This is a genomic window from Pseudomonas sp. MF6751 (genome assembly GCF_016613265.1).
In the GTDB taxonomy this organism is placed as follows: domain Bacteria; phylum Pseudomonadota; class Gammaproteobacteria; order Pseudomonadales; family Pseudomonadaceae; genus Aquipseudomonas; species Aquipseudomonas fluorescens_BV.
The window spans coordinates 13,520-37,698 of the sequence record NZ_JAENSV010000034.1; the positions used below are offsets into that span (position 1 = coordinate 13,520).

The window sequence follows — 24,179 nt, forward strand, 5'->3', positions numbered from 1 at the left end:
ATCGCAGGCAAGCCAGCGCCCACAGGGTTCTGTGTTGCCCAATTAAGTATGAAAACGCGACATTGAAATGTCGCTTATCGGACAGTTCGCCCCGCAACAGTGCGTTTGTCAGCCTGATTCTGTACTCTAGCCGCCTCTTTATGCGTCCGCGTCCCAAAAGGAAGCTGCGCGCTAGACCGGTCGGTCCCCACAAGGGCCGGCAGCATTTCCCTCATCCATAGGGAAGCCCTCTCTAAATTCCGATTCAGTAGTGTGGTATTTCCTCAAATGAAAGTGTTGAAAAGCCAGGATATCCTGGCGCTGGGCTTTATGACCTTTGCCCTGTTCGTGGGCGCCGGCAACATCATCTTCCCGCCTATCGTGGGTTTGCAGTCCGGGCCGCATGTGTGGATGGCGGCGCTGGGCTTTCTGATCACCGCAGTCGGTTTGCCGGTGGTCACCGTGATCGCCCTGGCCAAGGTCGGTGGTGGCATGGACGCGCTGAGCAGCCCGATAGGCAAGATTGCCGGTGGCCTGCTGGCGGCAGCGGCCTACCTGGCAGTGGGCCCACTGTTTGCGACCCCACGCACCGCAACAGTATCGTTTGAAGTGGGCCTGGCGCCCTTGACCGGTGAAAGCCCGTTGGCGCTGTTCCTCTACAGCTCGGTGTATTTCCTGGTGGTGTTCTTTGTCTCCCTGTACCCAGGGCGACTGCTGGACACCGTGGGCCGTTTCCTGGCGCCGCTGAAGATCATCGCCCTGGCTATCCTCGGTATCGCTGCGTTTGCCTTGCCCGCCGGTGAGGTGGGGGTTGCCACGCCGGAATACGTTGCCGCGCCGTTCTCCCAAGGCTTTATCAATGGTTACCTGACCATGGATACCCTGGGCGCCCTGGTGTTCGGCATTGTGATCGTCAACGCTATTCGCTCCCGTGGCGTCGAGTCACCCAAGCTGATCACCCGTTACGCGATCATTGCCGGGCTGATTGCCGGCGTGGGCCTGGCACTGGTGTACGTCAGCCTGTTCCGTCTGGGTTCGGGCAGCCATGCCGTGGCCGCGGGTGCCAGCAATGGCGCGGCGGTACTGCACGCCTATGTGCAGTACACGTTCGGCTCCCTGGGTAGTGGTTTCCTCGCCGTGCTGATTTCCCTGGCATGCCTGGTGACCGCCGTGGGCCTGACCTGTGCCTGTGCCGAGTACTTCAGTAAGATCCTGCCGCTGTCCTACAAGACCCTGGTGGTGATCCTGGCACTGTTCTCGCTGTTTGTGTCCAACCTGGGCTTGACCAAACTCATTGCCTTCTCGATCCCGGTGCTGACCGCGATCTACCCGCCGTGCATCGTGTTGGTGGCCTTGAGCTTCTGCAAAGGGTTCTGGCAGGAACAGGGCCGTATTGTCGGCCCGGTGATGCTGGTGTCGTTCATCTTTGGCTGCATCGACGCACTCAAGGGTGCGGGCCTGGCGGGTTGGATGCCTACGCAACTGGTAAACCTGCCGTTGAGCGAACAAGGCTTGGCGTGGCTGGTGCCGTCGGTGATGACGCTGGTCGTAGCCGTGGTGATTGACCGTATGCTGGGCAAGCGCAGCGAAGCGATCGCTTAAAACCTCTGACTTATACGCTGCAATTAAAAAGCCCCGGATCAAATGATCCGGGGCTTTTTTTGTACGCAGTGCCAAGCCAGGCTGCCTGTTTCAGGGTATCGGGAACTTGCTCTTTGTCGAATCCACTCCCATGTTCCTCAAATATTCCTGGGCGGGCCTTAAATCGCTTTTTTTGGGTAGATAGTGTCCAGAGACATCGGAAAGGTGGAATTTCCCGAAGGCATCTTTCCTTATATAGCCTGCGCTGACTACCTTTTCTGATTGGCCACTGCCAGCGCCGATTTCCGCGATGGCAGGATGTGATAACCATTTTGGCGGTGCACTTTTGTCGATAGTACCGATGATCAGTTGGTTGTCTTGAGTGAAGACGAACTTGCTGACTGTGTCGGGTTTCAATACAACCTTCAGGTCATCCGGCTTTGTGATGCGAACCAGTTCCGCTCGGGCCGCTCGGGGGTTCAATGCCGCTCCGGCCAGATGCAGCTCGGCGTTCAGGTCACGAGCCCTGGTATTGACCAGCACTGCAAGTGGTTTTCGAATGGGCGGCTCTATTCGCCAACTGCCGGAGGTGGAAGAGCTGCTTGCAGGCACTAGGTTTTCCGCCGAGGAGGCAGAATGAGGCTGCGGTAGGGGTTCTAGCGTTTGGGGTAGTTTGGCGCCTCCCGGCAAACCGGTTAGCACCCATTCGCCGTTCCCTTTGTTCAAAAGCGTAGCCACCCGACGCTTTGTTTCGGGGTTTATAACGTTTACAAATCCTGATTCGAATTTGAACGCTGGGCTTATTTGATAGACCCTGCTCACGTTTGAGTTATCGGTGTAACGGATCAACCATTTTTCACCGACTTGTTGTGGCCTGGTGGTGCTGAGCGGTTTTCCTGCCAGTAGCTGATTATCCAGTGCGTGCGCGGCGAGGTCCCCACGGTTCTGTACAGGGTGGGCCGCGTTCGGCAATTGGGTCGGGATGCTTGAGGGGCGGCCGCCCGATATCGACGTACCCGGAACCGGTACGACGTGACCGCTTGGCGTACCATTTGTACCTGCCGTGTTTGTCAGTCGCCGTTGGAGCGTGCGCCCAGGGGTTCTGAACACTGGGCGCAACGGGGTCCTTTTGAGTAAAGGGATACCCGACGCAGCCATGGCGAAATCGTCGTACACCGCCCCCCAGCGTCCCGGTTGGGTGAGGAGCTTGGGCAGGCTTCGTCCGGGTGTACGCAACGTTCTTAGCGCAGCCTTGGAGAGCCTGTTGGTGGCTGACATACCAGCGTTGACCGGGATGAGGCTTAGAACGAATTGGGCTATGTCTGCGGCGAACATTAATTTGTTGGCTGCGGATCGGGCCGATACCTCTGCGCTGGTTGTCATCCCAACCGACGCTCTCCCTCTGAGTAACCCCACCTCCTGCATGTACAGGTTTTCAGTGATGCTACCTTTGAACGGCTTCAGCCGGATGCCCGCTTCATAGTCGGCCGCGAATTTCTTGAGCCACGTGCCGAGCTGAGGCAAAAACAGGGTGTCGTGAATATTATATCGATCAACAGGTGATACCCGCTGATCCATGTAGGACATCCACTCGGGCGTGTTCAGCAGCGTGTTAAGTTGATCCTCGTCCACAATTTCTCTGAAGGGACGTCCGTCGGGAGCATCCGGGCTGTACAGCACCAGCGAGGGGTGGTTGGTCGGTTTGATGACCATCATGCCCTGGACGGGTTTGCCGTTCAGGACCACTCTATGCGAGACGATGGACGCACCATTCACGATTGGCCAGGTGGTGGAGTCGCTATGCTCAAGTGTCGCTTCGATCCATTGTTCGGCGATTTTTTGCCTGTTCAGATAGGCGTCGGGATCCAGGCTGGTGATGAACGCGTCCTTGGCCATCCTTGCCTTCAGATGGTTTTTCCACGCGTCGGGCAGCACCCTGGCTTCGTCGGAGGCGGCAGTGGGGCTGAGTTTGTCATCGAGTAGTTTGAGGTATTTGCCGCCCACATCGGTTTGGCTGATCAGGTTCTCGAGAAACGGCTTATCCAGGGTAAGCAGGTATTTTCCGTTAGCACTTACGACGCGAGCGGACCAGGTGCTCGTCGGCGAGCGTTCATGCCATGGCGTTGTGTTCATGAGAGCCAGGTCGGTCAGCGATCGGGTGTGGATCTGCGGCTTTGGTGCGTTTGCGGTACCTAAAAGTCCGCGATTGCTCGACTGCTGTGTGGTCATCTGAACCATCACGCGGTCTGGGTCTATTTCCTCGTGCTGGTAGCGGCCCGGCAGCTTGGCTTTCAACGCCTGGGCCAGCAACTGTTTGGCGAAAATGTTGGGGGCCGGGATGTTTACCAATAGCGCTTGCAAGTGCGTAAGGCTTGTATCCTGTGCTTCCTCCAGCTCCCTATAGCTCGTTTCTTGTTGGGGAGTCAGTTCTTTAAGCCATTGTGGTTGCAGTTTGTTGTGCAGTTGTTCATTGCGTGCGAGCAGGGCATTACTGCCATCGAAATGCAGTGAAAGATCCGCTGCATCATTGATGGTTTCGACAGTTTGGGCAGAGAGCAACGACGGTGTGCGAGAGGAGCCAGCTTCGGCTTGCGTTTGGGCGAACCCGGCCCGCATGGTTTCATTGACCTCGTCAGCCTGTCGCTGCAACAACTGGGGAAAGGTTTGTGCCACGACGTCGCCGCAGACGGGGGCGAATCCCAGCATTAAATCATCACCCCACGGAGGGTTTCGACTGTGCTCTACCGACACCGGTAGACTTTTGAGTAGCAGGTTGGCCTTCTCGTCATCATTATCGATCCTCCGCATCAATGCTTCGCGGGCTTTGCCAGGGCTCGCGAACTCCTCGAAACCGTCCCCGGGGGTGTAAAGCACTACAGGCCCGGTGGTGTCATCCAGCCCGATATTACGGGTGTCACTTGCGGTGTAAGGTGCCTCGGCCGACGAGCCGTCGCTGCGAGTGATAAGAAAACAACCGGCTAAAAATGCGCCGTTGGCGGAGTTGTCATCTATCCGGATCGGATACACCCCAGGCCGATCCCCTGCGGGAAGTTCGCGCTCGCGTGCTTCAAGGGTGGGGTACTGAAAGGCGGTGTCGATCAACTTTTTGCCAGCCTCGCTGAGGGTTCCGTCTTCAACCCGCAGGGCTGCCTCGGTGGAAAGCATTTGCCGATGCAGGGCGAGCAGTTGGGCTGAACGTGATGGCTGCTTGGGGGAGCCTACGGGTGATCTTTTCCAGTAGCTACTGAGCGCGCCTGAAAAGCGGGTTGCGATATCGTGTGCAAGCGTCAGCAGGGAACCCTGATGCTCCAACCTGGTTTGGGGAGCACCCGCAGGTCCGTCAATGTAAAAGCCCGTTTGTATGTCGGCACTGTGCTCTTCAGTGTTGGGCGTGCCAGTGACGGCGTTTATGTGGACTTGCGCGACTTTTTCGAGCAATGCCTCCGATAAGCTTTGCGTAGAAATCAGCACGGGCTCTGCCGGCGGCTGTTTTCGATAGGTGTTGACGTGGATAATGTTCGGGTCGATTGATGTGAGCTGGGGAAAGGCTTTTTTCAACTGAGCCTGGGTGAAGCGTTGGAATGTCATCTGCTGACTGAGTAAATCAATAATTTTCTGGTTGTACGCCTGATGCTGCTCGATCAATTGGGATTGCGCGGCAACTGCGTTCGGCCCTGTATCATTGGCAACGACTGGCTTTATGCCGGCTACTTGGATTTTGATCCGATCATCCGGGTCTAGTCCCAACGGCTTGGGCTGAGGGTGATGCGATAAAGGCGGGTGTTGCGTTGTCGATTCAGAGGCTGTGCCCACGGACAGCTGGATCGCTTGCGGCGCATGTGTTTGGCTGACAGAGAGAGACGTTGAGCGCATTTAACATCCTAAGGATAGATATGCAGTTCCTTCCGCCTGAGAAATGATCAAGGCTTCGTGCCTTGGGGCCAACTAAGTGAGTGGAGGCGTCCTATTGGTTCCAAGGCCGAACTCATGCATATCTGGAAACAGGAATTCTCATAAAAGACAGGTAGTACGACCGGGGTTTTGATATTTGTTGCACAACTCACCGGGCTCACATTTAGAAGGACCCGCATGTCGTTCGTCGAAACCAATCAAGTCCACCTGCTTGCCGCCCTGTGGTTCATCCTGTGCTGGGGCGGCTATACCCGTTACGCCACTTGGAAAGCTCGAGATACGGCCTGCCTGGCCAGCGTGTTGCACCTCTACCGTGAAGACTGGATGCGCCGCATGCTGTTGCGCGATAACCGCATCGCCGATGCCAGCGTGATCGGCAACCTGGAGCGTAATGCCTCGTTCTTTGCTTCCAGTACCTTGATCATCCTTGCGGGTATCCTGACCGTGCTCGGTGCTTCGGAGCGGGCGGTGTCGTTGCTGGCAGACATTCCAATGGTGCAGCAGGCGTCCCAGGGCATGTCGGAGGTCAAGTTGCTGTGCCTGGCCCTGGTATTTGTCTATGCGTTTTTTACTTTCAGCTGGTGCATGCGTCAGTACAACTTCGCGGCGGTGCTGGTGGGCTCGGCGCCGATGATTGGTGAACGACATGTGTCGGAGCAGGAGCGCAATGCATTTGCCTTGCGGGCAGCGCGGGTGATTTCGATGGCGGCCAACCAGTTCAACTTTGGCCTGCGTGCGTATTACTTCGGCATGACCATGCTGGCCTGGTTTGTCAGCCCCTGGTTGTTCATGTTGATGAGCAGTGGGGTGGTGTTGGTGCTGTACCGCCGCGAGTTCCATTCCGATGTATTGCAGGTGATGGTGTACACCCCGACCGATATGCCGGCAGTCGACGCTGTAAAAGAGGGCGCATCGTAGCGCTGGCAGCAAATCCCGGACAAAGAAAAGCCCGCTTGGTCAGCGGGCTTTCTTTTTGCTGCAATACAGCTTTAAACCCTGCGATTACTGCTTGGCAGGTTCTGCAGGTGCGGCAGGTGCAGCTTCTTTTGCAGCCGCTTCGTTCGATTCGGCCTGAGCTTTGGCAGCTTCGGCGTTTTCTTTCGCAGCGTCGTTCACTTTATCCTGTGCTTTAGCCATATCTTGCTGAGCTTGCTCAGCATGTGCAGCAGCGTCTTGGGCTTTGTCTTCGGATTTCTTGTCGCAGGCAGCCAGACCGAGAGCAGCGGCCAGCATCATGGAAATAGCTAATGTCTTACGCATGGGGTGTTTCTCCTTATTGAAGATATCTACTGGCCTTTCGAACCCAAGGGGCCAGCATTAGTTCCTTATGTCCCACAGATATATAGCATGTTTCGTACAGGAACTTTACCCAGTCATTCCCATCCGCCGAATTCACACTAATAAGAGTCTAAACACAATGACCGAAAACCCTTTGTTGGAGCGTGCCGTGCGCTTCGTTTCGGCCCTGCGCCATTGCCAGGTGCTGGGTGTGGCGGTGCATGAAGCCAGCGAGGAGGGCATGACCCTCGTACTGCCTTATGGGCCGCATATTGTCGGTGATCCCCTGACCGGGGTGATCCACGGCGGCGCGCTGACCTCCTTGATGGACACCGCTTGCGGCATGGCGACCCTGTGCGTATTGCCCGAGTTCGAGGTGTGCCCCACCCTGGACCTGCGTATCGACTACATGCATCCCGCCGAACCCCATAAGCCGGTGTATGGCTTCGCGCAATGCTACCGGGTCACCACCGACGTGATCTTCACCCGTGGCGTTGCCTATCAGGATGACCCGCAACAACCTATCGCCCATGTGGTAGGCACGTTCATGCGCATGGGCAAGCGCCTCAAAGGCACCCAAGGCTTGGGCACTGTCATCAAGGGAGAACAGGCATGACGCATCGGTTCAAGACGCGCCTGGAGCAAGCCCTCGACCGTGGCAACTACGATGCGCTGCTCGAGCTGGTGCCCTATGCCAGGCTGATCGGCATCGAATGCACCCGCCTGGGGGATGAGTTGCTGTTTCGCCTGCCGGCCAGCAAGGACAATATTGGTAACCCCATATTGCCAGCGTTGCATGGCGGGGTGATCGCCGGCTTCATGGAGCTGGCAGCCGCCATGCACCTGCTGGTGTTCACTGGCGCTCCGGGCCTGCCGAAAATCATCGACTTCTCCCTGGATTACCTGCGCGCCGGCCAGTTTCGGGACACTTATGCCAAGTGTCAGGTATGGCGCCAGGGCCGGCGCGTGGCCAACGTGGCGATTACCGCCTGGCAGAGCACACCGGCCGAACCGATTGCCACTGCCCGGGCACATTTCAAAATTGAGGAATTGGTTCGCCCTTGAAATCCTGGTCTTAGTCCCCAACTTTGATGACAACCCGCCGCCAACCCTCAAGGGCGCGGCCACTGCCATCCAATTGGAGTTTGATGACCATGAGTGTGGAAACTCAAAAGGAAACCCTGGGCTTCCAGACCGAGGTGAAGCAACTGCTGCACCTCATGATCCATTCGCTGTATTCCAACAAGGAAATTTTCCTTCGCGAATTGATCTCGAACGCCTCTGACGCTGTCGATAAATTACGTTTCGAAGCCCTGTCCAAGCCTGAGTTGCTGGAAGGCGGCGCGGAACTCAAGATCCGTGTGAGCTACGACAAAGACGCCAAGACCGTCACCCTCGAAGACAACGGTATCGGCATGAGCCGTGACGATGCGATCACCCACCTGGGGACCATCGCCAAGTCCGGCACCGCAGATTTCATGAAGAACCTGTCGGGCGACCAGAAAAAAGACTCTCACCTGATCGGCCAATTCGGCGTGGGCTTCTATTCGGCCTTCATCGTCGCCGACAAGGTTGAAGTATTCAGCCGCCGCGCCGGCCTTGACGCCAGCGAGGGCGTGCACTGGGCTTCCAAGGGCGAGGGCGAATTTGAAATCGCCACTATCGACAAGGCTGACCGTGGCACGCGCATCGTGCTGCACCTGAAAGCCGGTGAAGACGAATTCGCCGATGGCTGGCGCCTGCGCAACATCATCAAGAAGTATTCCGACCACATCGCGTTGCCGATCGAGTTGCCCAAGGAACAGACCGTTGCCGAAGGCGAAGAAGCCCCCGCGGTGGAGTGGGAAACCGTCAACCGCGCCAGCGCCCTGTGGACCCGTCCGCGTACCGAGATCAAGGACGAGGAATACCAGGAGTTCTACAAGCACATCGGGCACGACTACGAGAACCCGCTGAGCTGGAGCCACAACAAGGTTGAAGGTAAGCTCGAATACAGCTCGCTGCTCTACGTACCGGCCCGTGCTCCGTTCGACCTGTACCAGCGTGAGGCGCCAAAAGGCCTGAAGCTGTACGTGCAGCGCGTGTTCGTAATGGACCAGGCGGAATCCTTCCTGCCGCTGTACCTGCGCTTTATCAAAGGTGTGGTCGACTCCAACGACCTGTCGCTGAACGTGTCGCGGGAAATCCTGCAGAAAGACCCGATCATCGATTCCATGAAGTCGGCGCTGACCAAGCGCGTACTCGACATGCTGGAAAAGCTGGCGAAGAACGAGCCTGAGCAATACAAGAGCTTCTGGAAAAACTTCGGCCAGGTCATGAAAGAAGGCCCGGCAGAAGATTTTGCCAACAAGGAAAAAATCGCCGGTTTGCTGCGTTTTGCCTCGACTCAAGGCGAAGACGGCGAGCAGGTTGTGTCCCTGGCTGACTACCTGGCACGTGCCAAGGAAGGTCAGGACAAGATCTACTACCTGACCGGCGAAACCTACGCCCAGGTCAAGAACAGCCCGCACCTGGAAGTCTTCCGCAAGAAAGGCATCGAAGTGCTGCTGCTGACCGACCGCATCGATGAGTGGCTGATGAGCTACCTCACCGAGTTCGACGGCAAAACCTTCGTCGATGTGGCCCGTGGTGACCTGGACCTGGGTAACCTGGACTCCGAAGAAGAGAAGAAAGAAGCCGAAGAAGTCGCCAAGTCCAAAGAGGGCCTGGTTGAGCGCATCAAGGCTTCCCTGGGCGAAGCGGTGAGTGAAGTGCGGGTTTCCCACCGCCTGACCGACTCTCCTGCGATCCTGGCCATCGGCGAGCAGGATCTGGGCATGCAGATGCGCCAGATCCTCGAAGCCAGCGGCCAGAAAGTGCCGGATTCCAAGCCCATCTTCGAATTCAACCCGTCTCACCCGCTGATCGAGAAACTCGATGGCGAGCAGAGCGAAGAGCGGTTTGGCGACCTGTCGCACATCCTCTTCGACCAGGCCGCCCTGGCAGCCGGCGACAGCTTGAAGGACCCGGCCGCGTATGTGCGCCGACTGAACAAGCTGTTGGTTGAATTGTCGGTTTAACACCGTTGTAGAAAAACCCGCTTCGGCGGGTTTTTTCGTTTGTGCGCACCTCAACTGGAGTGAATCATGAGCCAAGTCACTGTACGTTCCGTGGTCTATCAGATTGATGGCCAGTCTTATGAAAGCCGTCTGGCATTCGATGCCAGCCACAAGGGCCCGTTGCCGGGACTGCTGATGGCGCCGAACTGGATGGGCGTGAGTGCGGGGGCCGAAGAGATCGCGCAGGCCGTTGCCGGCAAAGGCTACGTGGTGCTGATTGCCGACCTCTACGGGCAAAACGTACGTCCTTCAAATGGCGATGAAGCGGGCGCGGCGATGATGCCGTTGAAGAATGATCGCCCGTTGCTGAACAAGCGCATGCAAGCCGCCTTCGAGCAACTGCAAGGCCAGACTGAAGCCGCAGTGGACACATCGAAACTGGCCACCTTCGGCTTCTGCTTTGGCGGTTGCTGCTCCCTGGAGCTGGCCCGTACCGGCGCGCCGCTGAAGGCTGCCGTGTCGTTCCATGGCACTCTGGATACACCGAACCCCACAGACGCGAAGAACATCAAGGGTTCAGTGCTGGTGCTGCATGGCGCCTCGGACCCGTTGGTGCCCAAAGAGCAATTGCCGGCGTTCGAAGATGAAATGAACGCGGCGGGTGTGGATTGGCAGTTGCTCAGCTACGGCGGCGCGGTGCATTCCTTCACTGACCCCCATGCCAATGTGCCGGGCAAGATGATGTACGACGCCAAGACCGCCGCACGGGCTTTCCAGTCGATGCATAACTTGTTGGATGAAGTGTTCAAAGGCTGATGCTTCGGCGCCTGTTCGGGCCTTTTCGCGAGCAAGCCCGCTCCCACATTTCGATCTGTGAACGCAGTCAAATGTGGGAGCGGGCTTGCTCGCGAATGCTATCTAACAGGCAACTCGATTCTTTCTGACTCCCCCGGCACAGTGGGCCAATCCCCAGCCGCCCAACGCTGTCTCGCCTGCTCGATCACAGCCGGGTCGCTCGCCACAAAATTCCAGTTGATCCGCCGTGGCCCATCCAGCGGTGCCCCGCCAAATACCATCAGGTGGCAATCACTCTCGGCATACAGAGTCATCTCCTGCCCAGTCGGCAATACCACCAAGCTGTTGACCTCCAGGGCTTCACCGTCCAATTGCACCTCACCCTCCAGCACATACACCGCACGTTCCTCATGTTCATCCGGAATCAACAGGGTGGTGGCGGTTTGCATCTGTACCTCGGCATACAGCGTCGGCGACAGCACCGGCACCGGTGATCTGAGGCAAAAACCATCACCGGCGATCAAACGCACCTGCACGCCGAGGTTATCGCTTATCGGCAAACTTGCGGCTGGGTGATGGCTGTAGTGTCCGGGCCCGGTCTCGTGGTCCTTGGGCGAGGCCAGCCACACCTGCAGGCCATGCAGGTTGAAACCCCTGGCCTTGACCGCTTCAGGTGTGCGCTCGACGTGGGCAATCGCGCTGCCGGCGGTCATCCAGCTGACATCGCCGGCTTGCACCATCTGGTCCGAGCCAAGGCTGTCTTTATGCTGCAAGGTGCCTTCAAACAGGTAGGTGAGGGTGGACAGGCCGATGTGGGGATGCTGGCGGATATTCATGCCGTTACCCGGTGCGTAGCGGGTCGGCAGCATATGGTCGAAAAACACAAAGGGCCCGACGCTGCGGCATTCACGCGAGGGCAGGGGCCGCAGGATAGGCTGGCCTTCTACATCTTCGGGGCGAGGGCGAATCACGGTGAGGGTGGTCATGGGCATCCCATTCTGAGCGGGTTGGATGCTTTGAGCATAACCCGCTCGATGGGAAGTTGGGGCTATTGGCTGAAGGCGCCTTCCGACAATTTCGTCTCGATAGTGACTTCGGCGGTGGTCATCAGCTTATGTACCGGGCACTTATCGGCCACGCGATGCAGTTCATCGCGCTGGGCGTCAGTGAGTACGCCCTTGAGGGTCAGCTTGACGTTGAGCTTGTATTTACCCTTTTGCTCTTCGTCGCTGTCGTGAGTGACCTCCACGGTCACGCCGGTCAGCGGGATATCTTTTTTCTGCGCGTAGAGCCTTACGGTCAAGGCTTTGCACGACGCCAGCGCAGCATCGAAATAATCGTGGGGGGAGGGCGCCGAATCGTCACCGCCCAGGCTCTTGGGCAGGTCGGTAAACAGCTCGTGATTATTGATATTCACGCTGTGACGGAAGTTTTCAGCGTTCAGCGTATTAACGGTAACAGGCATGGCAAACCTCATAAGGGCGCAGGATGAAGGTCATGCAGTTATAGAGCATGCTGGCACCCCAGTGTTCCGGTTTTTTCCATGCTGAACCCTGAAGGCTGGCGCAAGGTCTACCCGTATCAGCCCTTATTGAGGTTTTACCGTGTCTGGAGCCCGCCTGAGTCTTGCCTTGTTGCTCGCCGCCAGCAGCCTTGTCGCGCAGGCCCGTGACTATGCCTACAGCGACGCGCACCTGCACTATGTGGATTTTTTCCAGGAAACCGCCGGCATGGACAAGCTGCTCAAGGCCATGGCGGACAACCGCATTGAACACGTCATGATTTCCGGGATTCCCGTGGCCAAGAAATGGCACGAAGACGAGCCCAAGCGTCCGCGCTACTACGCCGGTGACGACGCCGATGCCTATTGGTACAGCGCCACGGATGTGATCGTCGCGGCGGCGGTCAATAAACTTTCCCCCGAGCAACGTCAGCACTTTCATCCCTTTCTCGCCGGTTTCAATCCCAACGACAAGAACTCTGCAGCCCATATCCAGCGCATGCTCGACCTCAACCCAGGGCTGTGGCAGGGCATCGGTGAAGTGTTCACCCGGCACGATGACCTTACCGCCCTGACCTCCGGTGACACCCCGCGCGCCAATAACGAAGCCATGACGCGCATCTATCACCTGGCGGCCGAAAACGACCTGCCGGTGCTGCTGCACTCCAACATCACCTCCAAACGTGAGCGCAACCCGCTGTACCTGGCGGAAGTCGAACAGCCGTTACGCAATCACCCGCACACGCGTTTTATCTGGGCCCATGCCGGTACCAGCAAGGAAATTCACCGTCATCAGGTGCAGATGGACTTTTTGTTGCCTACCCTGACGCGCCTGCTTGAGGCGTACCCCAACCTGTATATCGACCTGTCCTGGAGCATGCTCACGCCCTATCTGCTGGATGACGCCGGCAAGCCACGGCCGCAATGGGTTGCGCTGGTGGAGCGCTTCCCGGATCGCTTCATGCTCGGCTCCGATGTTGTGGGGCGCTTCAATAAGTTGGGCAAGGAGATGCGCCGTTTCGATCCTTTCCTCGATGCGTTGCCCGAAGACGTTGCCTACAAGGTTGCGCGCGACAATTTCCTGGCCATCCTGCCCAAGCCGTCTCGCGATGGCGACGCGCGTTGATATCGCGTTTTGATCTTATGCCAATGACCTGAGGTGCCGATAACGTCCAAGAGACCCGCTGCAGGTGGATGCAGTACTTATGGAAGGAACCCTGGCATGAATATCCGCAGTTTGAATATCGCCCCTCGCGCCGGCCTGGGCTTTGGTGTGCTGGCGTTGATGGTGTTCGTCTTGGGCGGCTTTGCCCTGTTGCAGATGGCTAATATGCGCCAGCAGTCGGACCAGGTGGAGACCAACTGGCTGCCCAGCGTGATGGCGGTGGGGGAGATGAACCAGGATGTGTTGCGCATTCGGGCGCTGACGTTGCGCTTGCTGGTCAACCGCGACCCCCAGGCGGTGGCGCAGAACGAGCAGAAAATTGCCGAGATCAAAACCGGTTTGCACCACGCTGAAGGCGTGTACGAGGCATTGATCGTCTTGCCTGAGGAGCGCGTGCTGTTTGATCGCTTCAAGGTCGAGGAGCAGCAGTACCTGCAACGCCAGGAGCAGGTGGTGGGCTTATCCAAGGCCAATCGGCTGGAGGAGGCCATTGCGGTGGTCAATGGCGAAATGAATCAGATGGCTGACCAGATGGCCGTGACGCTGCGTGAGTTGGTCAATCTGAACAAGTCCAGCGCCAACGAGGCCGCCCGGCTGGCACAGCAGGTGTTCAGCCAGTCGCGGGTCTGGGTGATGACCATGATTGGCGTCACGGCGTTGGTCACGATTGGCCTGGCGGTGTGGCTGACACGCAGCATCGTGCTGCCGCTGGCACAGTCGTTGAAAGTGGCCCAGGGCGTTGCCAGTGGCGACTTGACGGGCGACATCAGGCTCAGTGGCAGCGACGAGCCGGCGCGCTTGCAACAGGCGCTCAAGCGTATGCAGGAGAGCTTGCGCGACACTATCCGGCGCATATCAGAATCGTCGAACCAATTGGCGTCGGCTTCCGAAGAGCTCAGTTGCGTCACCGAGGATGCGACCCGTGGTTTGCACCAGCAGAACCAGGAAATCGAACAGGCGGCCACGGCAGTCAATCAGATGACGGTGGCGGTGGAGGAGGTAGCGAGCAATGCCGTGGCCACGTCCCAGGCGTCTCGCGAATCCGACCGGATTGCCCAGCAAGGGCGTGAGCAGGTGCAGCAGACGGTGGTGTCGATTGAAGCCCTCGCGACCGATGTGACCGCCAATGTGACCCAAGTCGAAGCGCTGGCGCAAAAGGTCTATGGCATCAGCACAGTGCTGGATGTGATTCGTTCGATTGCCGAGCAAACCAACTTGCTGGCACTGAACGCGGCGATTGAAGCGGCGCGAGCGGGGGATGCCGGGCGCGGGTTTGCGGTGGTAGCCGATGAGGTGCGGGCCTTGGCCCATCGCACGCAACAGTCGACCCAGGAAATCGAGCAGATGATCAGCGGGATTCAGCAGGGCACCGACCAGGCTGTCAGCTCGATGCAGCAGAGCAATACACGGGCGCGCTCTACACTGGATATCGCCAAATCGGCGGGCATGGCCCTGGAAGAGATTGCCTCGGCTTTCACCTTGATCAACGAACGCAACCTGGTGATTGCCAGCGCGTCGGAGCAGCAGGCGGCGGTGGCTCGGGAGGTGGATCGTAACCTGATGAATATCCGCGACCTGGCGCACCAGACATCGACCGGGGCTAACCAGACCAGTGCAGCGAGTCAGGAGTTGTCGCGGTTGGCGGTGGATCTGAATTCGATGGTGGCGCGGTTTTCGGTGTAGGGCGGGGAACCGGGGCGGCCCAGCCGCAGGCAAGCCAGCTCCCACACTGGACCGTATTCCTTCAGGATGAACGCGGTCGAATGTGGGAGCTGGCTTGCCTGCGATGAAGGCGACGCGGTTTCAAATCAAAGCGCAAAAAAAGCCCCGAACCAGTCGGGGCTTTTTCGTGTGATCAACCTGCGGGCTTACTTGCCCTGCCAGCGCTTGAGTACCAAGGTGGCATTGGTGCCACCAAAACCAAAGCTGTTGCTCATCACGGTGTCGATCTTGGCGTTTTCAACGGTCTTGGTCAGGATTGGCATATCGGCCACAACCGGATCAATCTCGTCGATGTTGGCCGAGCCGGCCATGAAGTTGCCTTCCATCATCAGCAGGCAATAGATCGCCTCGTGTACGCCAGCGGCGCCCAGGGAGTGACCCGACAGGCTCTTGGTGGAGCTGATCTTCGGAGCCTTGTCGCCAAATACCGCGCGCACGCCTTCCATTTCCTTGGCATCGCCGACCGGGGTCGAAGTGCCGTGGGTGTTCAGGTAGTCGATTGGGGTATCGACGGTGGACATTGCCATCTGCATGCAGCGGATGGCGCCTTCACCGCTTGGCGCAACCATGTCGTAGCCGTCGGACGTGGCGCCGTAGCCGACGATTTCCGCGTAGATCTTCGCACCACGGGCCAGGGCGTGTTCCAGCTCCTCGACCACCACCATGCCACCACCACCGGCGATGACGAAACCGTCACGCTTGGCGTCGTAGGCACGGGAGGCTTTTTCCGGGGTTTCGTTGTACTGGGTGGACAAGGCACCCATGGCGTCGAACAGGAACGACTGGCTCCAATGCTCTTCTTCACCGCCGCCGGCAAACACGATGTCCTGCTTGCCCAGTTGGATCTGCTCAACGGCAGTCCCGATGCAGTGGGCGCTGGTGGCGCACGCGGAGGAGATCGAGTAGTTCACGCCCTTGATCTGGAACGGCGTAGCCAGGCAGGCGGAAACGGTGCTGCCCATGGTCCGCGTGACACGGTAAGGGCCGACGCGCTTCACGCCTTTTTCGCGCAGGATGTCCAGCGCTTCCATCTGGTTGAGGGTCGATGCGCCGCCGGAGCCGGCGATCAGGCCGGTGCGTACGTTCGAAACCTGGTCTTCGCTCAGGCCGGAGTCGGCGATCGCGTCTTTCATGGCCAGGTAGGCGTAGGCGGCAGCGTGGCCGACGAAGCGATAGATCTTGCGATCGATCAGTTCTTCGAGGGGCAGGTCAATGGAGCCGGAAACCTGGCTACGCAGACCCATTTCGGCATATTCCGGGTTGAAGCGGATGCCAGGGCGACTTGCACGCAGGTTAGCGGTGACGGTCTCTTTGTCATTGCCCAGGCAAGAAACGATGCCCAGACCAGTGATAACGACGCGGCGCATGCGGATAACCCTTAAAAGTTGTCAGTGGAAGTGAATACGCCGACCCGAAGGCCTTCGGCAGTATAGATCTCGCGACCGTCGACAGTCACCGAACCGTCGGCAATGGCCAGGTTCAGCTTGCCCTTGAGGACGCGCTTGATTTGAATGTTGTAAGTGACTTTCTTGGCGCTCGGCAGTACCTGGCCAAAGAACTTCACTTCGCCCGAACCCAGGGCGCGACCGCGGCCCGGCAGGCCTTGCCAGCCCAGGTAGAAGCCGACCAGTTGCCACATGGCGTCAAGGCCCAGGCAACCTGGCATCACAGGGTCGCCTTCGAAGTGGCAAGCGAAGAACCACAGGTCAGGGGTGATATCCAGCTCGGCGACCAATTCACCTTTGCCGTACTTGCCACCCTCTTCGCTGATATGGGTGATGCGATCCACCATCAGCATGTTCGGGGCGGGCAGTTGCGCGTTACCTGGGCCGAACAGCTCACCGCGACTGCAGCGCAGCAGGTCTTCCCGAGTAAAGGCGTTTTGTTTGGTCATGCGAGCTCCTCAATAATCCCATGCGGCAGGGTAGGGCAAATCTTCCCGAACCGAATGAAGCGTTCATGCCTCATAGCGGCAGCCTACACATAGACTATTGCGTTGTAGTGAAAGTCACAGCGGCAAGGCACTGAATGTACACTTGTTCACTGAAATTTTAAACCGGGCCTGTTTATCAGCCCGTTCGGGTGCCTAAGACTGCCGCACTTTCGTCTTTCACGCCAGTCGCAGTTGGCTGATGGCGCGGCGCTATTGCACCCAGCGCTGCAGGATTTGCTGCAAATCCGTGCGTTTGAACGGCTTGGCCAGGTAATCGTTCATTCCGGCTGCCAGGCAGGCTTCGCGATCGCCCTGCAAGGCGTTGGCCGTCAGGGCGATGATGGGCAGATCGGCGCAACCGGGCAGTTGGCGAATCTGCCGTGTGGCTTCGTAGCCGTCGATCAAGGGCAGCCGACAATCCATCAGGATAGCGGTGAAAATCAGGCTCTCGGCGCTGCGGATCGCCTCGGCGCCGTCCGTGGCCAGGCTGACTTCAAAGCCCAGGCTGCGCAGCATCGCTTCGACCACGGTGCGGTTGACCGGGTTGTCCTCTACCAACAGCACGTGGCGCCCATCGCCGGCGCTGGCTTTGCCAAGCGCGTCAGGTGCGGTGACCGGCGCATGCTGCTGGTCAATGGCCAGCGGAATCTCCAAGGTGAACACTGAACCTCGACCTTCTTCGCTCTGGGCGCGCAAGGTGCCACCCATACGTTCGGCCAGGGTGCGCGCAATCGGCAGGCCCAGGCCCGTGCCACCGTAACGCCTGGAAATGGAGCTGTCTGCCTGCTGGAATGCATCGAACATCAAATCCAGGCGTTCGGCGGAAATACCGATACCGCTGTCGCGTACGGTGCAGGTGAACCACACCAACTCATGGTCCAGGGTTTGCCAGTGGGGCTCCACGGTCACGCTGCCATGTTCGGTAAATTTCAATGCATTGCCGATCAGGTTCACCAGAATCTGGCGGATCCGCGTCGGGTCGCCGCGCACACGCAGAGCCTCCATGCCCATGGGAATGGGCAGTTCCAGGCTCAGCCCGCGCTGCTGGGCGCTGTGCTGGAAAGCCTGGGCGCAGCTGTTGATCAGATCGGCCAGGTTGAACGGAATATGTTCCAGTTCCAGGGCGGCGCGTTCAATGCGTGAGAAATCGAGGATGTCATTGATCACCTTGAGCAAATGCTCGGTGGACTCGCACGCCAGCGCCGCGTACTCGGTCTGCTCCTCGGTCATCTCCGTGGTTTCGAGCAGTTGCAGCATGCCCAGCACGCCGTTCATGGGCGTGCGCAGTTCGTGGCTCATCATCGCCAGAAAATCCGACTTGGCGTTGTTCGCCCGCTCGGCTTCTTCACGGGTCTGGATCAACTGGGCCATGGCTTGTTGCTGTTCGCGACTGGCCTGTTGAAGGCCCTCGGCCAGGTTGTTGATATGCCGCGAGAGGTCGCCCAATTCCGAGTCATCGACGATGGGCAGTGGCGTCTTGTAATCGCCTTGCTGGATGGCCTTGACCGCGTGCCCCATGGCGCTGATCGGCTGTGACAGGCTGGCCGACAAGCGTCGCGCCAGCAGGAAGGTAAACAGCAGGGCAAACAGCGCCAGTACCCCTGCCTTGAACAGGATTTCCTGCTGGCGCTGGCTGAAGGCGTCGTTGGACATGCCCACAATCACCCGCCCCAGGTAGTCCGCGCGGGGGGCCTTGGGTTCGCTGAGGTTGTCCTGGAAAAAGTCATTGTTGAGCTGGATGTGTTGCAGGCGGATCGGTGCCTGGAACACCTTCACCGACAGCGAACGGTCATGCCGCTCGGACGGCTGCTCCACATACACCAAAATGTTCTCGGCGCTGTCCTGGATCTCCAGGAAGCGCACATGGGGTGTGGCCAAGGTCGCACGCAGCAGGGTTTCAAGCACATCGTTGTTGCCGGAAATCACGCCGTACTCAGTGGCAGGCGCCAGCTGGTTGGCGATCAATTGACCGGTGTGGTCCAGCTCCTGGCGCAAGTCCTGGATGCGCACGAAGGTGAAGAAGGTGATGAGCAGCAGGGTCAACAGCAGCGCAGGGCCCAGGGTAATGAGCTGGGTGCGGGTGTTGATATCCCAACGACGGCGCAAGGTCATGGGCGTTGTTCTCCTTCGGCCAGGCGGGCGGCAACGGCGATTTCATCGACCTGTTCGATGCCCAGTGAGCGCGCGACTTGTGGGTTGCCCACGACTTTGAAGTACTGCGGGTAGAGCGTGCTGGGCCAACTGGCCGGCGGCTGGTCCAGCAGTTGGTCCAGTACCGCGAGCCAGTCGGATTGATCGCTGTAGGTGCTGGCCAGGCTGCCGGCCCGCACAAACCCCGCGTTGGGCCCCACCAACGGCAGTTGTTGGGCGTAGCTGCTCAGCAACAGGTTTTTTACGGTCTTGGGGTTGTACAGCTGCGGATCGTCGAGGCCCAGTAGCACGTCGCTGTTTTTGAACAGGGTTTGCAGTGGGCGACTGTCGCTGGTGTTGTCCCAGAGCTGGGGCATGATTTCCAGGCCCATGGGTTTGGCGAACTGGATCAGTTCGCGCAGCAGGAACTCGCTATCGACGCCGTACAGCACGCCGACGCGCCGGGCCTGGGGCAGGATATTGGCGATCAGGCGCAACTGACGTTCCAGCGGCGGGTCGCTCCATAGCAGACTGATTTTTGCCGGGTGCAAGTTGCCCAGGCGTTGTCGGGCCTGCAGACGGCTGATGCGCAGCACCAGGGTTGGTGGCCCCTGAGCATCCTGCAGGCGCCAGTCCAGACTCGGCAGGTCAAGGAGAATCAGGCGTGTGCTGGCAGGCAGGTGACTGGGCGCTGGCAACTGCTTGAGTGGCGTGAAGCTGACCTGGTCTTCGGGGCGCTGTTGGGCAAGGGCCTGGGTAAAGGCGCGCACGCCGGTGCTGTCTTCGGCGGCCGTCAGCAGGATGTTTGCGCTCCACGCCGGCGCCGTCAGCAACAGGCACGCGAGCAGCAGGGCGCGGCGCCAAAACCGTGAAGCCAAGAAGAGGGTCATCCGTGACTGGTCGGCCATGTCAGAAGTCCAGCTCGGCGCTGAAGTAGAGAACGTGGCGATGGTCGTAGTTGTTGTCGGCCCAGGTGGTGGGCTGGTTGTCCAGGCGTTGCTGCAACATGCCCGCCAGCTCCACATTGGCTTTGCCTACGGCAATGCGCTTGGCCACCCGCAGGTCGACCCGCTGGAAGCGATATTGGTTGAGTGCGTCGTCGCCATAGTAGAACAAGGCGCTGGACCAACCCTGGCCCCACTCACGCAGCCAACCGGCCGAGCCACTGTTACGCGCGGTTTGCGCTTTGTCCAGCGGGTTGCTGGAGGTGGCGTCTACATAAGCATAGGTCAGGCGCAGGCGGTCGGCGTTACTCACGCGCCAGTCGAACTGCGACTCGGCACCACTAAAGCGCGAGCTGTTGGCGTTGCTGGCGATGTATTGGTTGTTGCGCAGCGGCGAGCTGATCATGTCGGTGATTTCGTCATAGAACAGCTTCACGTCGACATTCAGCCCCAGCTCGGCAAAGAAGCCGTTGTAGCCTAGCTCGCGCGAGCGCATCAACTCTTTGTCGAGGTTGCCGGGGCCGCGCGTCACGACAAAATATTGACCGGCGTTTTGCCCGTAGGTCGGGGAGCTGAGATTGGTGACGCGGTAGCTCCAATTGACGTTGTTCTCGAACATGTCCGGCGAGCGGATTGCCTCGGAGTACACCGCGCGCAAGCCGTGGCGGGGGTTGATCAGGTAATTGACCGCCACACGCGGCGTGAGCGAGTTGCCGCTCAGGTGGGTGTCTTCGTACATGGCGCCACCTTGCAGCAACCAGTGCTCGCTGGCGCGCCATTCCAGGTGGCCGAACAGGCGCCAGGTGGTGTCGTCCAGGGTGCCATTGAAGTAGGTTTCGGAGTCGGCGCGGTCATAGCGGTAATTCATGCCGCTGACCAGGCGCAGGCTGTCGGAGAGGCTGAGCGTGTCCTGGATCTCCACGTCGTAGCGGCTTTCGCGGGTGCTTTGGTCGATATCGCCGCACACGCTTTGGTTGGCACCGTTGCGCCACTGGTCCAACACCTGGTTGGCCAAGGCCTGTTCGGCGGCGTTACCCGGTGGGGCGGAGCCTTGGCTGTAGGTGTCCATGTGCCGTGCCAGCAATTCGGCATAGTTGGGGTTGAGCTGCCATAGCTGGGTCAGTTCAGGGCTGAACGAGGCCTTGGCGTCACAGGCTTTCCAGATTTGCTTGCGGTCCCATTGCTGTGCCGAGCCCTGGATATACAGGCTGTGGTCGGGGTTGAAGTCGAAGTTCCAGCGCAGGGACCCTGCGTAGTCCTTGGCGGTGACATCAGAATTGGTGCCGCCTTCGGTAATTCCGGCAAACACCGGGGTGTAGGTATAAGGGCGCTGGTTGGTGCCTTCCTTGACGTTCAGTTGCCAATCGAGACTTTGTTGCGCGTTCAAGGCCTGGCTCACCGCCAGGCTGAAACGGTTGAGGCGACGCCCGTCACGGCGGTCGGCGCCGACCGCGTCGCTGTCAAAACCATCGTCCTGTTGCCCGGACAGAGACAAGCGCAAATTGCCGGTCTCCCAGCCCACACCCTGGCTGGCATAGAAGTCATTGATGCCACGCTCACCACGGATGACCTTTACCCGCGAGCCGTGGCTGTTGGCTGGCGAGCGGGTGAGAATATTCACCACCGCCATCAGCGCATTGGCACCGTAGCTGACGGTGTTGGGGCCGCGAAAGACCTCGATGCGCTCGATGTCCTCCATGGCCACCGGGATATCGCTCCAATCCACCGTGGCCAGGCCGGCGCGATAGACCGAGCGACCGTCGATCAGCACCTGCATGCGCCGTGCGTCACTGGCGCTGGTGCCATGGTAATTCACCGACGCCTGGTTGCCGCTGGTGTAGCCGACCATCATCCCCGGGACCAGCCGCAGCAGTTCCGAGATGTCCCGGGCGCCGCTGGCCTTGATCAGCTCACTGTCGATCACCGTCATGCTGCCGGGCACGGCGGCGGCCGATTGCTTGAGGCGCGTGGCGGTCAAGACCTGGGGCAGCGGCTGGCTGTCGAGGAACAGATCGTCGGCCTGCGCGCAGGTAGCACACAACAGCAGCAACAATAATGATGAGCGAGGAGGAGGGCCCAGATACACGGCACGGCCTTGTTAATTGCGGATAGCCGCCCATGTTAACCGAGGTGCGGCTGTTTGCCAGTCGTCGGACTTGCATTTACTTCGCACGCCTCTGGCATTTTCTGACTCGCGCGAATTGATACGGGGGCTGGCCGCAAGCGGGGCGCCCCGTATAATGCCGCCATCGCCACTGGTATGGATTAACGGATTGCATATGACTGAACAGCGCCCTATTGCGGTCCTGGGAGGCGGAAGTTTTGGTACCGCCGTGGCTAACCTGCTGGCCGAGAACGGTCACGCGGTGCGCCAGTGGATGCGCGATCCCGAGCAGGCCGAAGCCATTCGCGTGCATCGCGAAAACCCTCGTTACCTTAAAGGTATCAAGATTCATCCCGCCGTCGAGCCGGTGACCGACCTGCTGGAAACCCTCACGGCCTGCGACCTGTGCTTTGTCGCGCTGCCTTCCAGCGCCTTGCGCTCGGTACTGGCGCCACACGCCGAACGCTTGGCCGGCAAGTTACTGGTCAGCCTGACCAAGGGTATCGAAGCCCATACTTTCAAGTTGATGAGTGAAATCCTCACCGAAATTGCCCCTCAGGCGCGCATTGGCGTGCTGTCCGGGCCAAACCTTGCACGGGAGGTCGCCGAGCACGCGTTGACCGCCACCGTGGTCGCCAGTGAAGACGAGGCTTTGTGCGAGCGCGTCCAGGCCGTGCTGCACGGCCGTACCTTCCGGGTCTACGCCAGCGCCGATCGCTTCGGCGTCGAATTGGGCGGGGCCTTGAAAAACGTCTACGCGATCATTGCTGGCATGGCCGTGGCCTTGGGCATGGGCGAAAACACCAAGAGCATGCTGATTACCCGCGCACTGGCCGAGATGACACGTTTTGCGGTGAACCAGGGCGCCAACCCGATGACCTTCCTCGGCCTGGCGGGCGTGGGGGACTTGATCGTCACCTGTTCTTCGCCCAAAAGCCGCAACTACCAGGTCGGGTTCGCCTTAGGCCAAGGGCTGAGCCTGGAGGAAGCGGTGACGCGTCTGGGCGAAGTGGCCGAGGGGGTCAACACCCTCAAGGTCTTGAAGGCCAAGGCCCAGGAAGTGGGCGTGTACATGCCGCTGGTCGCCGGCCTGCATGCGATCCTGTTCGAAGGGCGCACCCTGAACCAGGTCATCGAGTTGCTGATGCGGGCCGAGCCCAAGACCGATGTCGACTTTATTTCCACCAGTGGTTTCAACTGAGGAACGCGTCATGAACGATCCCAAAGCTGCCCCCCCATACGAGTCGATTGGCTTGCGCATCCTGTGGATGCTGGTATTTGTGCTGGTGTGGCAGGTAGCCCAATTCCTGCTCGGTGCGCTGGTGGTGGTGCAATTGATTTACCGGCTGATCTACGGCGCACCGAACCTGGGCCTGATGAACTTTGGCGACAGCCTCAGCCAGTTCCTGGCGCAGATTGGCCGCTTCGGCAGCTTCCACACCGAACAAAAGCCCTGGCCGTTCGCCGATTGGCCAACCCCGCGCGCGCCCGAAGGCGAAGCGGCCCACAGCGTACCGCCGGCACCGCACCCGGTGCGTGATGAAGAGCCGAAGCTATGAAGGTATGGATTCTGCGTCACGGCGAGGCCCAAGCGCATGCGCGCACGGACGCTGAACGCAACCTTACCGAGCATGGGCGTGCTGAAGTATTGCGCAGTGCTACGCACCTGATTGGCCAGCCCTTGGGCGCCATCATTGCCAGCCCTTATGTTAGGGCGCAGCAGACGGCGCAGTTGGTGCGCGATGTGCTGGGGTTTGAGCCTGAGATCCGCACGGTGCCGTGGCTGACGCCCGATGGGGATGTCCAGCGAGTGCTGGAGAAACTCGATACCGATGACAACGTGCTGTTGGTTAGCCACCAACCGCTGGTGGGTAGCCTGATCAGTTTTCTGCAGCATGGGCATCAGCGTCAGCCACAGCCGATGTACACGGCCAGCCTGGCGGAGCTTGAGGGTGATTTTCCGTTGGCGGGGTTGATGAGTCTGGTGGATGTGAAGAATCCCTAGGCATCGTGCGACGCTGTGGCGAGGGAGCTTGCTCCCGCGACGGCCTGCCAGCCGACACCTATCTCGCTGACGCCCGCGATCCAATTGTGGGA

20 protein-coding genes and 1 pseudogene are annotated in these 24,179 nt (G+C 59.3%); 12 read left to right on the forward strand and 9 right to left on the reverse strand.

Annotation, left to right across the window (positions count from 1 at the left end):
- Window positions 1-267: 267 nt before the first annotated feature.
- Window positions 268-1,581, forward strand: a complete 1,314-nt coding sequence (gene brnQ / locus JJD66_RS21530) for a branched-chain amino acid transport system II carrier protein (protein WP_003190014.1) — start codon at window positions 268-270, stop codon at window positions 1,579-1,581.
- A 90-nt stretch (window positions 1,582-1,671) separates the two neighbouring features.
- Here the strand turns inward: brnQ and JJD66_RS21535 are convergent, their stop codons facing one another.
- The gene (locus JJD66_RS21535; RefSeq protein ID WP_200648980.1) at window positions 1,672-5,433 is read right to left on the reverse strand and encodes a dermonecrotic toxin domain-containing protein; all 3,762 of its coding nucleotides are present in this window, start codon (window positions 5,431-5,433) and stop codon (window positions 1,672-1,674) included.
- 216 nt (window positions 5,434-5,649) lie between these two features.
- Between JJD66_RS21535 and JJD66_RS21540 the strand changes: the two genes are divergently transcribed.
- Window positions 5,650-6,390 carry a DUF599 domain-containing protein gene (locus JJD66_RS21540; protein ID WP_034127195.1) on the forward strand — a complete coding sequence of 247 codons (741 nt, stop codon included), beginning with the start codon at window positions 5,650-5,652 and terminating at the stop codon, window positions 6,388-6,390.
- 84 nt (window positions 6,391-6,474) lie between these two features.
- Here the strand turns inward: JJD66_RS21540 and JJD66_RS21545 are convergent, their stop codons facing one another.
- Window positions 6,475-6,732 (reverse strand): hypothetical protein, encoded by a 258-nt coding sequence (locus JJD66_RS21545; RefSeq protein ID WP_034127196.1) that lies wholly within the window; start codon window positions 6,730-6,732, stop codon window positions 6,475-6,477.
- 157 nt (window positions 6,733-6,889) lie between these two features.
- Here JJD66_RS21545 and JJD66_RS21550 point away from each other — a divergent pair, with 157 nt between their 5' ends.
- The 4 genes from JJD66_RS21550 (at window position 6,890) to JJD66_RS21565 (ending at window position 10,604) form a co-directional block, all read left to right on the forward strand.
- Entirely contained in the window at window positions 6,890-7,366 is a 477-nt protein-coding gene (locus tag JJD66_RS21550) for a PaaI family thioesterase (RefSeq protein ID WP_105226292.1), read from the forward strand.
- Window positions 7,363-7,815 (forward strand): PaaI family thioesterase, encoded by a 453-nt coding sequence (locus JJD66_RS21555; RefSeq protein WP_054898383.1) that lies wholly within the window; start codon window positions 7,363-7,365, stop codon window positions 7,813-7,815. The genes JJD66_RS21550 and JJD66_RS21555 overlap by 4 nt, the downstream gene beginning before the upstream one ends.
- 89 nt (window positions 7,816-7,904) lie before the next feature.
- Entirely contained in the window at window positions 7,905-9,809 is a 1,905-nt protein-coding gene (gene htpG, locus JJD66_RS21560; protein ID WP_014717738.1) for a molecular chaperone HtpG, read from the forward strand.
- Between the two features lie 66 nt (window positions 9,810-9,875).
- Window positions 9,876-10,604 (forward strand): dienelactone hydrolase family protein, encoded by a 729-nt coding sequence (locus JJD66_RS21565; RefSeq protein ID WP_200648981.1) that lies wholly within the window; start codon window positions 9,876-9,878, stop codon window positions 10,602-10,604.
- A gap of 98 nt (window positions 10,605-10,702) precedes the next feature.
- Here the strand turns inward: JJD66_RS21565 and JJD66_RS21570 are convergent, their stop codons facing one another.
- Window positions 10,703-11,569: a pirin family protein gene (locus tag JJD66_RS21570; protein ID WP_200648982.1), complete on the reverse strand. Its 867-nt coding sequence runs from the start codon at window positions 11,567-11,569 to the stop codon at window positions 10,703-10,705.
- Window positions 11,570-11,631: 62 nt separating this feature from the next.
- Window positions 11,632-12,048, reverse strand: a complete 417-nt coding sequence (locus tag JJD66_RS21575; protein ID WP_034127200.1) for an OsmC family protein — start codon at window positions 12,046-12,048, stop codon at window positions 11,632-11,634.
- Window positions 12,049-12,187: 139 nt separating this feature from the next.
- Here JJD66_RS21575 and JJD66_RS21580 point away from each other — a divergent pair, with 139 nt between their 5' ends.
- The 3 genes and pseudogenes from JJD66_RS21580 to JJD66_RS28530 all read left to right on the forward strand — a co-directional run bounded on the left by JJD66_RS21580 (window position 12,188) and on the right by JJD66_RS28530 (window position 14,932).
- On the forward strand, window positions 12,188-13,210 hold the full coding sequence (locus JJD66_RS21580; protein WP_198715456.1) for an amidohydrolase family protein: 1,023 nt from the start codon (window positions 12,188-12,190) through the stop codon (window positions 13,208-13,210).
- Window positions 13,211-13,306: 96 nt separating this feature from the next.
- A pseudogene (locus tag JJD66_RS28525) lies at window positions 13,307-14,077 on the forward strand (MCP four helix bundle domain-containing protein); the annotation flags it as partial.
- On the forward strand, window positions 14,069-14,932 hold the full coding sequence (locus tag JJD66_RS28530) for a methyl-accepting chemotaxis protein (RefSeq protein WP_404942496.1): 864 nt from the start codon (window positions 14,069-14,071) through the stop codon (window positions 14,930-14,932). The pseudogene JJD66_RS28525 and the gene JJD66_RS28530, both read left to right, overlap by 9 nt.
- A 185-nt stretch (window positions 14,933-15,117) precedes the next feature.
- On the opposite strand, the gene fabB is transcribed toward JJD66_RS28530, so the two are convergent.
- From fabB to JJD66_RS21610, 5 genes are all read right to left on the reverse strand, one after another.
- Window positions 15,118-16,338, reverse strand: coding sequence for a beta-ketoacyl-ACP synthase I (gene fabB / locus JJD66_RS21590; protein ID WP_003190033.1), 1,221 nt, complete (start codon window positions 16,336-16,338; stop codon window positions 15,118-15,120).
- Window positions 16,339-16,349: 11 nt separating this feature from the next.
- Entirely contained in the window at window positions 16,350-16,865 is a 516-nt protein-coding gene (gene fabA / locus JJD66_RS21595) for a 3-hydroxyacyl-[acyl-carrier-protein] dehydratase FabA (RefSeq protein WP_003190035.1), read from the reverse strand.
- A 249-nt stretch (window positions 16,866-17,114) separates the two neighbouring features.
- Window positions 17,115-19,016: an ATP-binding protein gene (locus tag JJD66_RS21600; protein ID WP_054899022.1), complete on the reverse strand. Its 1,902-nt coding sequence runs from the start codon at window positions 19,014-19,016 to the stop codon at window positions 17,115-17,117.
- Window positions 19,013-19,942 (reverse strand): ABC transporter substrate-binding protein, encoded by a 930-nt coding sequence (locus JJD66_RS21605; RefSeq protein ID WP_200648983.1) that lies wholly within the window; start codon window positions 19,940-19,942, stop codon window positions 19,013-19,015. Before JJD66_RS21605 ends, JJD66_RS21600 begins: the two co-directional genes overlap by 4 nt.
- A gap of 1 nt (window position 19,943) precedes the next feature.
- On the reverse strand, window positions 19,944-22,064 hold the full coding sequence (locus JJD66_RS21610; RefSeq protein WP_105226298.1) for a TonB-dependent receptor plug domain-containing protein: 2,121 nt from the start codon (window positions 22,062-22,064) through the stop codon (window positions 19,944-19,946).
- Window positions 22,065-22,257: 193 nt separating this feature from the next.
- Here JJD66_RS21610 and JJD66_RS21615 point away from each other — a divergent pair, with 193 nt between their 5' ends.
- Genes JJD66_RS21615 through sixA form a run of 3 tightly spaced genes read left to right on the forward strand, consistent with a single transcriptional unit; the run spans window position 22,258 to window position 24,087 of the window.
- A complete protein-coding gene (locus JJD66_RS21615; RefSeq protein ID WP_116667546.1) occupies window positions 22,258-23,283 on the forward strand; it encodes an NAD(P)H-dependent glycerol-3-phosphate dehydrogenase in 1,026 nt (341 codons plus the stop codon).
- A gap of 10 nt (window positions 23,284-23,293) precedes the next feature.
- Window positions 23,294-23,641 carry a DUF4389 domain-containing protein gene (locus tag JJD66_RS21620; RefSeq protein WP_105226300.1) on the forward strand — a complete coding sequence of 116 codons (348 nt, stop codon included), beginning with the start codon at window positions 23,294-23,296 and terminating at the stop codon, window positions 23,639-23,641.
- Window positions 23,638-24,087, forward strand: coding sequence for a phosphohistidine phosphatase SixA (gene sixA / locus JJD66_RS21625; RefSeq protein ID WP_200648984.1), 450 nt, complete (start codon window positions 23,638-23,640; stop codon window positions 24,085-24,087). Before JJD66_RS21620 ends, sixA begins: the two co-directional genes overlap by 4 nt.
- The last annotated feature ends 92 nt before the right edge of the window (window positions 24,088-24,179 follow it).

What these genes read in the sequence shown, in the direction of transcription:
- brnQ (WP_003190014.1), top strand. Translation starts at nt 268, where the DNA reads ATGAAAGTGTTGAAAAGCCAGGATATCCTGGCGCTGGGCTTTATGACC.
- JJD66_RS21535 (WP_200648980.1), bottom strand. Translation starts at nt 5,433, where the DNA reads ATGCGCTCAACGTCTCTCTCTGTCAGCCAAACACATGCGCCGCAAGCG.
- JJD66_RS21540 (WP_034127195.1), top strand. Translation starts at nt 5,650, where the DNA reads ATGTCGTTCGTCGAAACCAATCAAGTCCACCTGCTTGCCGCCCTGTGG.
- JJD66_RS21545 (WP_034127196.1), bottom strand. Translation starts at nt 6,732, where the DNA reads ATGCGTAAGACATTAGCTATTTCCATGATGCTGGCCGCTGCTCTCGGT.
- JJD66_RS21550 (WP_105226292.1), top strand. Translation starts at nt 6,890, where the DNA reads ATGACCGAAAACCCTTTGTTGGAGCGTGCCGTGCGCTTCGTTTCGGCC.
- JJD66_RS21555 (WP_054898383.1), top strand. Translation starts at nt 7,363, where the DNA reads ATGACGCATCGGTTCAAGACGCGCCTGGAGCAAGCCCTCGACCGTGGC.
- htpG (WP_014717738.1), top strand. Translation starts at nt 7,905, where the DNA reads ATGAGTGTGGAAACTCAAAAGGAAACCCTGGGCTTCCAGACCGAGGTG.
- JJD66_RS21565 (WP_200648981.1), top strand. Translation starts at nt 9,876, where the DNA reads ATGAGCCAAGTCACTGTACGTTCCGTGGTCTATCAGATTGATGGCCAG.
- JJD66_RS21570 (WP_200648982.1), bottom strand. Translation starts at nt 11,569, where the DNA reads ATGACCACCCTCACCGTGATTCGCCCTCGCCCCGAAGATGTAGAAGGC.
- JJD66_RS21575 (WP_034127200.1), bottom strand. Translation starts at nt 12,048, where the DNA reads ATGCCTGTTACCGTTAATACGCTGAACGCTGAAAACTTCCGTCACAGC.
- JJD66_RS28530 (WP_404942496.1), top strand. Translation starts at nt 14,069, where the DNA reads ATGCAGGAGAGCTTGCGCGACACTATCCGGCGCATATCAGAATCGTCG.
- fabB (WP_003190033.1), bottom strand. Translation starts at nt 16,338, where the DNA reads ATGCGCCGCGTCGTTATCACTGGTCTGGGCATCGTTTCTTGCCTGGGC.
- fabA (WP_003190035.1), bottom strand. Translation starts at nt 16,865, where the DNA reads ATGACCAAACAAAACGCCTTTACTCGGGAAGACCTGCTGCGCTGCAGT.
- JJD66_RS21600 (WP_054899022.1), bottom strand. Translation starts at nt 19,016, where the DNA reads ATGACCTTGCGCCGTCGTTGGGATATCAACACCCGCACCCAGCTCATT.
- JJD66_RS21605 (WP_200648983.1), bottom strand. Translation starts at nt 19,942, where the DNA reads ATGGCCGACCAGTCACGGATGACCCTCTTCTTGGCTTCACGGTTTTGG.
- JJD66_RS21615 (WP_116667546.1), top strand. Translation starts at nt 22,258, where the DNA reads ATGACTGAACAGCGCCCTATTGCGGTCCTGGGAGGCGGAAGTTTTGGT.
- JJD66_RS21620 (WP_105226300.1), top strand. Translation starts at nt 23,294, where the DNA reads ATGAACGATCCCAAAGCTGCCCCCCCATACGAGTCGATTGGCTTGCGC.
- sixA (WP_200648984.1), top strand. Translation starts at nt 23,638, where the DNA reads ATGAAGGTATGGATTCTGCGTCACGGCGAGGCCCAAGCGCATGCGCGC.